This is a genomic window from Paenibacillus woosongensis, from assembly GCF_009725165.1.
GTDB lineage: Bacteria > Bacillota > Bacilli > Paenibacillales > Paenibacillaceae > Fontibacillus > Fontibacillus woosongensis.
Genome location: NZ_WNZW01000001.1, coordinates 958,057 through 971,229 on the forward strand (window position 1 = coordinate 958,057; position 13,173 = coordinate 971,229).

The 13,173-nt window shown below is 50.1% G+C and carries 11 protein-coding genes; 1 reads left to right on the plus strand and 10 read right to left on the minus strand.

Annotation, left to right across the window (positions count from 1 at the left end):
• Positions 1 to 54 precede the first annotated feature (54 nt).
• From GNP95_RS04525 to GNP95_RS04535, 3 genes are all read right to left on the minus strand, one after another.
• Positions 55 to 912, minus strand: coding sequence for an RNA polymerase sigma-70 factor (locus tag GNP95_RS04525; protein ID WP_155609656.1), 858 nt, complete (start codon positions 910 to 912; stop codon positions 55 to 57).
• A gap of 13 nt (positions 913 to 925) precedes the next feature.
• Positions 926 to 2,125, minus strand: a complete 1,200-nt coding sequence (locus GNP95_RS04530) for an NAD(P)/FAD-dependent oxidoreductase (RefSeq protein WP_155609657.1) — start codon at positions 2,123 to 2,125, stop codon at positions 926 to 928.
• A gap of 182 nt (positions 2,126 to 2,307) precedes the next feature.
• Positions 2,308 to 2,577: a NifU N-terminal domain-containing protein gene (locus GNP95_RS04535; RefSeq protein ID WP_155609658.1), complete on the minus strand. Its 270-nt coding sequence runs from the start codon at positions 2,575 to 2,577 to the stop codon at positions 2,308 to 2,310.
• A gap of 158 nt (positions 2,578 to 2,735) precedes the next feature.
• On the opposite strand from GNP95_RS04535, the gene GNP95_RS04540 reads away from it, so the two are divergent.
• On the plus strand, positions 2,736 to 3,128 hold the full coding sequence (locus GNP95_RS04540; protein WP_155609659.1) for a hypothetical protein: 393 nt from the start codon (positions 2,736 to 2,738) through the stop codon (positions 3,126 to 3,128).
• A 118-nt stretch (positions 3,129 to 3,246) separates the two neighbouring features.
• Here GNP95_RS04540 and GNP95_RS04545 read toward each other — a convergent pair whose 3' ends face one another.
• From GNP95_RS04545 to GNP95_RS26045, 7 genes are all read right to left on the minus strand, one after another.
• Entirely contained in the window at positions 3,247 to 4,278 is a 1,032-nt protein-coding gene (locus GNP95_RS04545) for a LacI family DNA-binding transcriptional regulator (protein WP_155609660.1), read from the minus strand.
• Between the two features lie 112 nt (positions 4,279 to 4,390).
• Complete coding sequence (locus GNP95_RS04550) at positions 4,391 to 5,227, minus strand: carbohydrate ABC transporter permease (protein ID WP_155609661.1); 837 nt, start codon at positions 5,225 to 5,227, stop codon at positions 4,391 to 4,393.
• Positions 5,227 to 6,069, minus strand: a complete 843-nt coding sequence (locus GNP95_RS04555; protein ID WP_155609662.1) for a carbohydrate ABC transporter permease — start codon at positions 6,067 to 6,069, stop codon at positions 5,227 to 5,229. Before GNP95_RS04555 ends, GNP95_RS04550 begins: the two co-directional genes overlap by 1 nt.
• 136 nt (positions 6,070 to 6,205) lie before the next feature.
• Positions 6,206 to 7,597 (minus strand): ABC transporter substrate-binding protein, encoded by a 1,392-nt coding sequence (locus GNP95_RS04560; protein ID WP_155609663.1) that lies wholly within the window; start codon positions 7,595 to 7,597, stop codon positions 6,206 to 6,208.
• A gap of 1,089 nt (positions 7,598 to 8,686) precedes the next feature.
• Entirely contained in the window at positions 8,687 to 11,311 is a 2,625-nt protein-coding gene (locus GNP95_RS04570) for a cation-translocating P-type ATPase (RefSeq protein ID WP_155609665.1), read from the minus strand.
• A 355-nt stretch (positions 11,312 to 11,666) separates the two neighbouring features.
• Positions 11,667 to 11,948: a hypothetical protein gene (locus GNP95_RS04575; protein WP_155609666.1), complete on the minus strand. Its 282-nt coding sequence runs from the start codon at positions 11,946 to 11,948 to the stop codon at positions 11,667 to 11,669.
• Between the two features lie 19 nt (positions 11,949 to 11,967).
• Positions 11,968 to 13,173: a phage tail protein gene (locus GNP95_RS26045; RefSeq protein WP_155609667.1), complete on the minus strand. Its 1,206-nt coding sequence runs from the start codon at positions 13,171 to 13,173 to the stop codon at positions 11,968 to 11,970.

Consider the following 13,173-nt stretch of genomic DNA (forward strand, 5'->3'; position numbering starts at 1 on the left):
GCTAATTCTTTCTTTTATATACCATATAGTAAAATTTAAAGTCAACCCGTTATGCTATATATGCGTTAACTTATCCGGATTTCTAATAAAATAGATGCGCCGGGCTGCCCCTTCCTCAACTTGCAGCAGTACAATCGTATCTATGCTGCCTGACGAGCGAACAATGACGCCGGTATCTCCGTTTATCGAAGCCAGCTCAAGACGAACATCACCTTGCTGGGCTAGTTGCTGCATTAAACCAAGCAGGAAACGGCTGACATGATCCCGCGATGTGATCGGGCGGACTGCTGCCGCTACTTTGCCTCCTCCATCGGAGAGTACGACGACATCTTCGGTAAGCATCGCTAACAATACATCCATATTCCCCTGCTCCAGCGCCTGCAAGAAGGCCTGAACCCAGCGCTGGCCTGCCGCTTCCCTACTGTCCGTGATTCCGGCAGCGTCAGCCCCCATTTTCCCCCGGGCCCTGCTCATGAGCTTCCGGCAATTCACTTCGCTCTTGTCCAGCAGTCCGGCGATTTCAAAATAATCGAAGCCGAGCGCCTCTCGAAGCACGAAGACAGCCCGTTCTGCTGCAGACAACCGCTCCAGTAGAACGAGCATAGCGTACGACAGGAGCTCATTGCGCATCAGCGTTTGCAGCGCATCCTCTTCCGGCGTTGGCACAGGCTCGGGCAGCCAGGGTCCAACATACCGCTCGCGCCGTTTCCGGGACGACCGCAGTAAATCCAGGCAGCGATTCGTCACCATTTTGCATAAATAAGCTTTGGGCTCCTCGATATGGTCGGTATTCATGGCATAGACCTTCAAGAATACTTCCTGCACCGCATCCTCCGCATCCGCTGCCGAACCGGTCAACTGGTAGGCGAGAGTAAACAGCAGTCTTCTGTATTTTTCATAAAGCTCATGCATTGGCATCGTCCTTTCACGGTTTCCGCTGGGGTTGCTTCAACAGGCTTGCGATATCCCAAGTATATTGGCGAATCCTCCAACCCAGCCTGCCTGTAATTATCATATCCAGCCCCCATTGCCGCGTCCAGACCATCCCCCGCTCCCCTCCCAAGCCGAAGCAGTACGCGTCCATATAACCCTTATGCTGTGGAGCCGGGCGGCCGTTCAAGTCCGCCAGCACAATCGCTCCCAATCTGGACGCCTGTGCGCCTCCTTCTTTGCATGTCATGGTGTCAGCGCGGCCGGTTGCCGGATCGACGATTCTCGCGCAGTCCCCAATGCTGTACATCCCCGGCATGCCTTGCACCCGGTAGCTTGCATCTACGATAACCTGCCCGTCAGCCGTAAGCGGCAGCCCCATCTCCCCTAGTGCTGGATTCGGCAGCAAGCCTAGCGTCCACACGCATAACCCCGCCGGGATAACCTCACCGCTAGATAGAGACACCATTCCTCCCTTTTCCTGAAGCGCCTTGACTTCATGCATCACGGTTACGCCATAATCATAAAGCTTGTGTTCCAGCCTGCGCCCCACTTTGAGAGGTCCCTCCGGGAACAGCCTCGCCTGCGCATTGATCAAATACACCTTGATCATCTCGGGATCGATATGCAGGGCCCCGGCTTCCTGGCGCATGAACCAGGCCAGCTCGGCCGATGTTTCGATTCCGCTAATGCCAGCCCCGGCCACCACCGTCGTCAGCAGCCGCTGCTTCTCCACGGGATCGGTCGCCTCTGCAGCCTGGCGCATATTCTCCTGCCATTGCTGACGTATTGCCGCAGCCGCCTCCAGCTCTGTTAGAGCGATCCCCCCCTGTTCAGGTTTAGGCCGCCTTACGATGCTGCCAACCGTAACTACGGCAATATCGTACGCAAGCGTATGCTCCTTGCCTTCGCCATCCCGATAGCGAACTTGCTTCTGGTCATGCTCGATCCTTCCGACACTTCCCCTAATAACCTGGATATCCGAAAACATGCGCGCAAAAGGAATCGTGATCTCCTCCTGATGGGCAGCAGGCTTAAAGAGCAGCACCTTCCGCAAATGATAGGGCTCCTTATCGATCAGAACAATTCGTATCTTCCTTGTCTCACCAGCTTTTTGAGATGCTTGCTGGATAGAGTGAATCGCATTTATTCCTGCGTAACCCCCGCCTACGACCAGGCATGTTAATTCGTTCATCTTCCCATCTCCTTTGTGTTGTTTCCCATGGGACGGCAAAGGAGCCGGATTTGTGACACACAGCCAGACAAAAAGGCGGTCCCCTGAGGAACCGCCTTTTTCTTTTACAGCGTCATCGCATTTTTGCCTAAAATAAATCCGTATAATCGCTTACCGCAGACTTATCGCAAACCAACATTTTGTTATCCGTAAATCTTCTTGAACGCTTCTTCCGCTTGTTCCAGAATCGGATCCCAGTCCGCCTCCGGCTTCTTCGTAATCGTTACGAAATCTCTCAATCCAAAAATATTATCCACGCCTTCGATGCCCAGAAGTGCGCTGGCCAGCGGATGATCCGTCGCCTCACCGCTCTTCAAGGATATGCTGCGCGTGCCTTCGAACAGCGTCTCGTTCGCACTGATCTTCACGGCGTTCGGATTCGGGGTGGCCTGTACATCAACTTCCAATGCCATTGCTATCTCACTCCTTTCCATTCCCCGCTATTGTAGCATGCTTCGGCTCCCTTGACGAATAACTCCTCCTAATTGCATCGACACAATTTGTTCATATAGAGTTCATATTCCCGTTTTATACTGAGGGGGTTCTTATATTCAAGTTTGGGGAGTGTGTTATGGTAAAATACAGCAAATGGTTAATCCGCATTGCGGCAATTTATTCTCTTATCGGCGCTTTGATCGGTGCGGATATGGCTGGGCGATATGATTACACGCTGACTCCCGCTCATGCCCATATTCTCGTCGTCGGCTGGCTGACCTTGTTTGCCTACGGCATGTTCTACTATATCTTCAAAGAGATCAGCATGGTCAGAACGGCCAAGCTGCACGTATGGTGCAGCATCATCGGCGGCGGATTGATGCCCTTCGGCATGCTCGTCTACTACAAAATGCAAAATACGGCGACATTGCTTGCCTTCATCCTGCCAGCCTGTGTCCTGCTGCTCGCCATCGCCCTATTCGTCGTGATTTTATTCTTCGATAAAAGGCTGTTCCGGGCCAATAGCTGATGACGATGTACCGTTCGCCCTCATACATAGAGCCCTGTTCTCCCTTGGCAAGGGAGACAGGGCTCTTAACATTCCACGGATTGTACAGGCCTGCCCGCTAGCGCAGCAAGCCGCTTCGCTAGTTGAGACGTTTCGTCGAATTCCGGATGACCAGCTCGCCGGGGAAGGTTTTATGGGCGTGAGTTATTTTTTTATCTATTAAATCAAATAAGATCTTAATCGTCTCCTGCGCTATTTCCTCTGTCGGCTGCTTGATGGTCGTGATCGACGGATTATAATAGAAGGAAATATCCAGCCCGTCAAAGCCTACAACAGAATAGTCCTCAGGCACGCTTAGGCCCGCTTCAAATATCGCTTTGCATGCCCCGATCGCGAGGCTGTCGGATACGGCGTAAATCGCCGTGAACTCTTCACCGGACTGAAGCAGCTCCTTGGTGACCTCATAACCGTTCTCCATGGAGTAGCTGTCGATATCCTCCCGCATAGGGCGCACCAGCCGCTCATTGTATTCGATGCCGTGCTGCTTCAAGGCTTTCTTGTATCCTTCGTATCTCAGCTTGCCAATACTTACGTCATCCATTGGCGCGGTAATGATCGCGATTTTGCGATGTCCTTCATTGCATAAATAATCGACGATTTTATAGCTCTCCTTGACGTCGTCGACCGAAACGGAGGAGTAATCGTTAGGATCGAATTCTTCCGTCATCCCGATCGTACTGAGCACGAACGGCACGGTTAACTGATCCAGCTTCTCTTTGGAATGCGAGAAATACCCGCCGAGGAACACGATACCCTTCAGCCGCTTCTCCTTCTCCAGCTCGATCGCCACTTCAATTTCATCCTGCTTCTCATCGACGCGCTGCAGGATGAAGGAATATTTCTTCCGCTGAATTTCCCGCTCGAACACCTGAATCATCGGGTTGAAGAACGGGTTGGTGATCCCCTTGATCAGCACCGCGATCGTCTTGGACACCGAACGCTTCAAATTTCTCGCGCTGTTGTTCGGCACGTAATGATTGTCTTTGATGACCTGCATGATCATCGCCTTGGTCTCTTCACTGATATCGGGGTGGTTGTTGATCGCTCTGGAAACCGTAGTTACCCCGACGCCGCACATCTTGGCAATATCTTTAATTGTAATAGAAGCCATATTTGTTCTTCCCTTACATCGTAATCTAAACCGCTACACTGGATACATTTCATTAGAATAGCAGTTAAAGTTCCAGAAAACAAGGCGGATTCCGTCCAAAATACAGCAGCCGTCAGCCTTTGACCGCCCCTGCAACAACGCCTTCTATAATATACTTCTGACAGAGCAGATAGAATATGACGATCGGCACGATCGCCAGCACCAGCATGGCCATCATAGCGCCCATATCGATAGAGCCGTATCCGCCTTTCAGGTACTGGATCGCAATCGGGATCGTCTTGTACTCGCTTCCGATAACGAGATCGGGGAGCAGGTAGTCGTTCCATACCCACATGACGTTCAGAATGGCGACCGTGATCGCAATCGGCTTAAGGATCGGCAGCACAACCTTGAAGAAGGACTGTGCGGGGTTGCAGCCGTCAATCATAACCGCTTCTTCGATTTCGATCGGGATCGACTTCACGAACCCGCTGAACAGGAAGACGGACAATCCCGAGCCAAAGCCGAGATAAATGAGAATGATGCCGACCGGATTGTCGAGGTTCAGAACGTTGGCCGTCTTCGTCATTGTAAACATCACCATCTGGAACGGCACGATCATGGAGAATACAAAAATGTAATACAGTAATTGATTGAATTTCGTCTTGACTCTCGTAATATACCAAGCGGTCATGGACGTAAATAGGACAATAACGGCTACGGAAAATACGGTGATGAACAGCGACATGCCAAACGCCGATATGAAATCCGTCTTGGCGATCCCGCTCGTATAGTTGCTGAGCCCGGAAAACGTCTCCCTATTGGGCAGCAAAAACGGGGTATCGCTAATAAAGAACTTTCCTTTAAATGAGTTCATTAATACGATCAGGATCGGAGAAATGAAGGCAACCGCCAATAGGAACAAAATCAGAAAGATGAGCGTATCTGCTCCTTTGTTTGTCTTTTGCATCAGCTCTCAACCTCCTTCCTTCTAGTAATCAGCAGTTGAACGAGCGCAATCAAGGCCACCAGGACGAAGAATACGACCGCTTTGGCCTGGCCTACGCCTTCCCAACCCGTCTTACCATAGAAGGTGTTGTAAATATCCAATGCCAGCATCGCCGTCTGCTTCGCCGGCGCGCCAGCTGTGAGAGCCAGGTTCTGGTCAAACAGCTTGAAAGAGTTCGACAAGGTCAGGAACAGACAAATTGTAATCGATGGCATAACGAGCGGCAGCGTCACATTGCGCAGTACCTGAAACCGGGAGGCGCCGTCGATCTTCGCCACCTCAATGACATCTTTAGGCACGTTCTGTATACCCGCGACGTAAATAATCATCATATAACCGATCAGCTGCCAGTTCATCAGCACGACGAGTCCCCAGAAGCCGTATTTCGGGTCAAACGTCAGGGTAAGGTCAAAATTATACAGCACGCCGTTAATGATCAGCTGCCAGATGTAACCGAGCACGATCCCGCCGATCAGATTCGGCATGAAGAACACCGTGCGGAACAGGTTCGTCCCTTTCTTTCCGCGGGTGAGCAGCATAGCAAGAATGAAGGCGAACACATTGATCGTCAGTACCGAAACTACAGTAAATTTCAACGTAAACCATAATGCATTCAAAAAGTCCTGGTTCGAGAACGCTTTGACGTAATTGCTTAATCCTACCCACTTTGCATCGTTCACGGTCGTAAATTCCGTGAAGGAGAGGTATACACCTAATATGAACGGCAGAACAAAAGCTACCGAAAAGGCGATGATCGTAGGCAATGCAAAAAGGGCAAAATATTTTTTCATCGACTTTTGCATGTTTTCTTCTCCTATCTCAGTATTCAACATGATGATGATAACGGAATGCCTGTTCACTTATCGATCATCGGATGGAAATGGGATTGATGCCACTGGGCTTCTATTTGTAACCCAGTGGCATCGCATACACCCGACGTTATTTTGCCTTTTCTGCTGCCCAGCTCTCCGTGAACACCTTCACAACTTCATCCCAGGATTGGTTGCCTTGAACGTATTGCAGCAAAGCATCTCCGAACTGATTCTTGAACTCCTCGCTCGGGAACGCCGCGAACGTCCAAGGAACAGAGGTCACATCCTTCTCCATCCAGGACATCACTTCTTTGGCCAGCGGGTCAGCCGGCTTCTCGTTTTCATTAAACGTATTGAACGGTGCGATAAAGCCCAGCTCCTGCGTTACATAAGCTTTTCCCTTATCACTAGTGAACAGCCATTCCAGGAAATCGATCGAAGCCTGCTGCTTCTCAGGCGACACTTTGCTGTTGATCGCAAGGTAGTTCTCTGTACCGATGGCCAGACCTTGCTTCTCTTCGCCGCTAACTCCGGTGTAGATCGGCAGGAATTTGATATCCTCCGCTTTAACCACGTTGCCGCCTACTTCGTTGATTTGGCCCCAAGCCCAGTTCCCGTTCTGAACCATCGCCGCTTGTCCCAGTGCAAATTCAGCCATAGAGTCAGCTACGGACTTACCTCCCAGCAGCGCCCCCTTCGTCACGGAATTGTTCGTATACAGGTCAAAGATATTCTTGAAGTTGTCCGCATATTTGAACTGTACTTCATTCGCTGCCAGACCGGCCAACACAGTGTTGTCGAACTCCGTATTATCATTGAATTCATAGTACAGCGGCAGGTTGGCCAAGTGCGTCTGCCATCTCCATTGCTCACCAGCGCCAAGCGAAGTAGATGCGAATACGCCTTTGATGCCAAGCTGATCCTTCTTCGCCGTCATGTCCTCGACAACCGCTTTCAAAGTACTAAAGTTGTTGATTTCGGACGCGGACGAAATAGAGACCGCTTTATCCGGCAGTGCAAAGTATTTCTGCATGATCGCATCATTATAAATAATGCCGTAGCCTTCCACGACGTAAGGGATGCCGTATACGCCGCCTTCACTTGTCACCGCGAGGCTTGGATCGGACAAGTAGCTATAAAGCTTCGAATCTTTCAAGTCCAGTGTGTAATCCTTCCATGCTTGATAGCCAACAGGTCCGTTGATTTGGAAAATCGTCGGAGCATCCTTCTTGGAAATTTCCGATTTCAATTTTGTTTCATAAGTACCGCTTGCTGCCGTAACAACTTTGACCTTAACCCCTGTTTCCGCTTCATAATCCTTCGCGATCTTCTCGTATACTTCCGCAATCTCCGGCTTGAAGTTCAGGAAATAAATTTCCTTGGCTCCGCCAGAAGCTCCTTCGCCTTTGGCGCCATTCTCCCCGGCGGCCGAATTATCACCCTTGCCGCACGCTGCAGCCAGTACAGTTACCAGAGTGAATACAAGCATAATCCCCAGCATTTTCTTCAGCTTGTTCATCGTCTAGACCCCTCTTCCTTAATGAGTATCATTCGTCATGAAAACGCTTTGGAATAAACATGATAGCGTTTTCGGAAACGTTTCCGAAAATGGGATCGGAATCCTTTTCGGTAACGTTTTCGGTGACAACGTTATAGTAGCACAGGAAACCCGAAGTTCGCAATGCTATTTGCTGATTTTCAAAACATGTAATTCTTTCAGTAAGCTTTCAGCGTCCATTCACTTTGAATTAAACCGGTCAAGGTGATTCGGGAATCTCCGCACAAATGAATCTTCTCGCGTAAATCGAGACAGCGATGAGTCATATCGCCGTCTCGACCAGTGAAATCGCCGGCGGTACGGAGCAAATCAGTACAAAGCATCCAGCTCAGCGCCATGAGCGAGGTCCGATGCTGCGGCCGGATAGCTGTCCGCCATGGCCGAGAAGCTGCGGAATATGACCTCTGGATTACGGTGTAGCATGAGAGGGAATTGCTGGGATCGAGCGGAATGATGAGGACGGGTGGGAATGTTGGGATGGATCGGATTGATGAGATTGATGGGAACAATAGGGGCGATGTGGATTATGAGAATAATAGGAATTATGGGACTAATGTAAGTAATGAGATTATTGGGGGTGATCGGACTGATTGGAGTGATGAGATTGCCTGGAAACGATGGAACTGTTGGACTAATGGTGGAATTGGCTGAACTCGCGGGACTGGTCAACCCGCTAACGGACAGGAGATCCGCTAATCGTGCAAATAGGCCCTCTTTCGCTATGCTTACGGACACTGGTTCCGTTATTCGACCAAATTGACCGTCACAAACAGGCTTTGAGAAGCTATAGCGGAACATAGGTCCGTTGGTTCTCAAGATTCCCCGTTAATTCACAAATAGCGTCCCCTGTGTCCGTTTAGGCTTGCACACATATTCAGCTGCCCAGCCAGCCATCCAAGCCATACAGCATACAAGCTGGTAACCAGCCGCCGACAACCAACTAACTCACCAAGGCAATAGCAGATATGTAAAAAAGTTAGACGGAAAACGCGATGTTTTCCGTCTAACTTTTATTTTAGGGACTTGTCGGACAGCCACTTCTCCATGTATTTATTTTGCTGTTCTGAGGCGCATGAACACCTTAATCAACTCGTTTATAAGGAGCGGAATCAAGGCCAGCCCAATGACCACGCCCCAATCGGCGAGGGACAGGTTATGCACTTTGAAGGCCGCAGCCAGGAACGGAATGCTGATCGAAGCAAACTGCAGAGCCAGCCCGGCAATAACCGCGCCGACCAGAAGCTTGTTGGAGAACAGCCCGACCTGGAAAATGGACTTCGTGTCGCTCCGCTTCGTAAAGGAGTAGAACAGCTGCGATGCGGCCAATACAACGAAAGCCATCGTCCGTGCATACGTCATCGCTTCATCGGAAATATTCGCCGAGGTCATGCTGAAGCCATGTTCTCGCAGCCCCAAGTAGAAGGCGACCAAAGTTAGAGAACCGATCAGAAGACCGCCGAGAATCGCCCGGAAAGCCGCTCCGCCGGCAAAGAAGCTCTCCTTCGGATCCCGCGGCTTCCGCTTCATCACATCCTTCTCGCCCGGATCGACGCCAAGCGCGATCGCCGGCAAAGTATCTGTCACCAGGTTGATCCAGAGAATCTGGGTCGCCAGGAGCGGCAATGGCCAGAAGAACAGAATCGAGGCCAGAATCGCTACAACTTCGCCGAAATTACAGGACAGAAGAAACGTGACCGTCTTGCGGATGTTCGCATAAATATTGCGCCCTTCCCGGATCGCGTGCACGATGGTCGTGAAATTGTCGTCGGTCAATATCATGTCGCTGGCGCCCTTGGAGACGTCGGTTCCTGTAATGCCCATCGCCACGCCGATGTCGGCGTTCTTCAGAGAAGGCGCATCGTTTACCCCGTCGCCGGTCATTGAGACGATATTGCCTTGCGCTTGAAATGCTTTGACAATTTTAACTTTGTGCTCTGGCGAGACACGGGCAAATACCCGGATATTCTTGATCTTCTGGGCAAAAGCCTCGTCGGAGAGCTCATCGATTTCCGCACCCGTCATACTCTGCTCGATCGAGCTGGCAATGCCGAGCTCTTTGGCGATCGCCACGGCGGTGTTGCGATGGTCGCCGGTAATCATGACCGGCGTGATGCCCGCCATTTTCGCTTCGTGAATGGAATCCTTCACTTCGACTCTTGGCGGATCGATCATGCCGACAAAGCCCAGAATCGTCAAATCCTGCTCCATCTGCTCAGGCTCCAGCATTTCCTCGGTATCCCTATAGGCTGCACCGAGAACCCTCAAAGCATCGTCCGACATCCCTTCGGCCGCCTGCAAGTATTGCTGCTTCAGCTCCTCGGTCAGCGGAACAACCTCCCCGCCCACAACGGCCGAGGTAGAGATCTTCAGCAGCTGGTCGATGGCCCCTTTCGTATGGACACGATAACCCTGTCTCGTCTTGTTTAGCGTAGACATGAGCTTGCGGTCGGAGTCGAATGGCTTCTCGGAGACCCGCTTGTACTCCGCTTCCAGCGATTTTTTCATAATATTGTTCTGCTCGCCATAAATGACAAGGGCCACTTCCGTCGGGTCGCCCGTACTTTCCCCGTTCTCATGGGTCGCGTCGGAGCAGAGCACGAAGGTCTTAATCAGCTCCACCGGAGGTTCATCACCCAGCGGCGTAGCGGTATAGTATTTTACAACCGTCATTTTATTCTGGGTCAAGGTACCTGTCTTATCCGAGCAAATGATACTGACGGAGCCCAGTGTCTCCACGGCGGGCAGCTTCTTCACGATCGCATGAATCCGCGACATTCGGGTCACGCCCAGCGCGAGAACGATCGCAACGATGGCCGGAAGCCCTTCCGGGATCGCCGCTACGGCTAGACTGATCGCGGTTAAGAATAGCTCGAACAGATCGCGTTTCTGAATCAGCCCGATCACGAAAATCAAGACGCAGATGCCGATGGCGATATAGCCCAGCGTTTTGCCGAGCTCCTCTAATTTTTTCTGCAGCGGGGTCAATCCTTGCGTATCCTCATCGAGAATGGTGGCGATTTTCCCCATTTCCGTATTCATTCCGGTCGCTACGGCAATCCCTTCTCCCCTTCCATAGGTTACAAGGGTGGACATGAATGCCATATTGGACATATCGCCAACCGTGATTTTGGGATCGTCCAGACGTGCTTCGGCGTCTTTGTCGGAAGGGACAGACTCCCCGGTCAACGCGGATTCCTCAATCTGCAAATTGGCGCTTTCCAGCAGCCGAAGATCAGCCGGTATGTATCGACCTGCATCCAGTATGACAATATCCCCGGGTACGATGTCCTCCGAGTTAATCTCCCTCACCTCACCTTGACGGCGAACGAGTGATTTAGGCGTGGTCATTTGCTGCAGGGCTTCAATGGCTTTCTCCGCCTTTTGCTCCTGGAATACACCGATCAGCGCATTCAGCAGAACGACAGCAAGAATAATGATGGCATCCACATATTCGCCTACGATGAGCGTAACTATCGCTGCGCCCAAGAGCACATAAATGAGCATATCCTTTAACTGGGCCAAAAATAGAGCGACCATGCTTTTTTTCGGCTTGCCCTTTAATCTGTTCGGCCCGTGCTGCTCCAGCCTCGCGCGTACTTCTTCATGAGAAAGCCCGACAGCCGGATCGACCTGCAGCTCCTTGAGCACTTCTTCCTGCGATTTCAAATGCCACATTAAAGAAACACCTCTTATTTTTGATAAAATACATGCAGTGTTACCTATATTGTAAACCGAATCGATCAGAAATAATCGACCGGATTAATACTATATACGAACCAACATGCAAGATGTACTCAAAAATCAACCTAGGTTTTGGAATAACTTAACATACAAAAAGGGAAGCTTCCTGAAACGGCCTCTTCCCTTATAGCAATAGCCGACTACTCATGCTCTATATTTTTCCCCTATTAACCGTAGACGCAGGCTTTTCCTTGGTTAAGATGTGTATTGCTCCGCTACTATAATTGAGTGCGATAACATATCCCGGTAATTTCGTCATAAATAGTACGCCTTACGGCGTTCCTTATAGTTATTCTGCTATTTCAGTTTCCATAACTTCCTCATACCTCTCAGCCAGGTGTTCATAGTTGCAAATACCGATAGTCCCTTTATCATTCTTATACACAAACTGTCCCGGGATGGCCACGAGCTCATGAGCCCCATCTTTTAAGGTTAATGACCTCAGCACACCTTCGGGCGAGAAATTAACTGATACCCCCATACCTGTTAGTAATATGATCGTATGGATTGACGACAAATCTTTAAATTCGACTGCTTCAACGCGGTCTTTGGATTGAAAGATTCTAATCATCTTCAACCCCCTTCGAATTTTACGCGTATAATAAAGTTCCACGTAATGCAGCTCTTCTTGTAATACCTATGGTAGCGTCACCAAGGTTGTATCTTAGATCACTCTTGAACACGAGCGACATCTCTCCAGTGTTGTCGAAGCCTTCCGGTATGGATATTCTACTTATAGCTTGTGACCTGGGGAATTCCCGCTCCACATTTGCAACAACAGAGCTAGTTAATGTTCTCTTTAAATCCACAACGAATGCATATATATAGTGCGTTATATAAGCCCCTCGGTTGTCGCTAACCCTATAGATTGTACAGTAGTTATTATTACGATCTTTTAAACTGAGTGAAAAATCTCCAGCACCCTTGGTGCTATTCGAGGTCGCACTATAAACATAAGTAGAGCTTATCAATTCATCTGAACCAAGATATGGACTACTGGCCAAAAATGATAATTTAGTAACCCCCGCTGGAATAGTTAAGATTAGCCTATCATCTATTCTCGGTACTGTTATATCTCTCATATAGTAGTACAACTCTGGCATAGGATAGTTTAAATCAACCACCGCATTCGGCATGGTGTATGAACCAGCAACCCCAAACATACTTATCCCGTTTTTTATATACTCCGACTTCAAATTCGGTTCACCTAGAATCGTAATTGGACTACTATAATAACCCGCCGCTTTTGTCTGATTCGTCGTCCCGGGCGTTACAGTACCACCCGCGCCCCAATTAGGCATGCTCCCGGTCAGATTATTAGCACTAACATTACTAAACGTCTTGCCACTCAATACGTCCGCTGCAACTGCATTCCCGGTCGCCTTTACGATAGAGTTGAGTTTTGTAATGAGCGTATCCCAACTCTCGCTCGTGGATGCCGAAATCCCTTTGGCAACAAGCGCGGCAACCACTTCCGCTTTCCGCTCATTGCCAAGCTGAAAAGCCGAATCAGCCCTCGATTGCGCAGTTGCGGCAGCTGTATTCGCCGCATTCGCCGTAGTTTGCGCTGCTGTGGCCGCATCATAGGCCGACTTTACAGCTCTAGGTGTTGCTGCCAAAGTCTCGCTAGTGCTGTTCGTAGCACTGGACAGCTTCACAATCCCCGCCTCCGTTACTGATGCCGGAGGGATTTCGATATGATCTACATCTTGACGTAGTTGATTGATCTCTTCCCCGATCGCATTCATATCCTGCGGCTGAACCGTGTCGTTCAAACTCCAGTCTGTCTTCGCCAT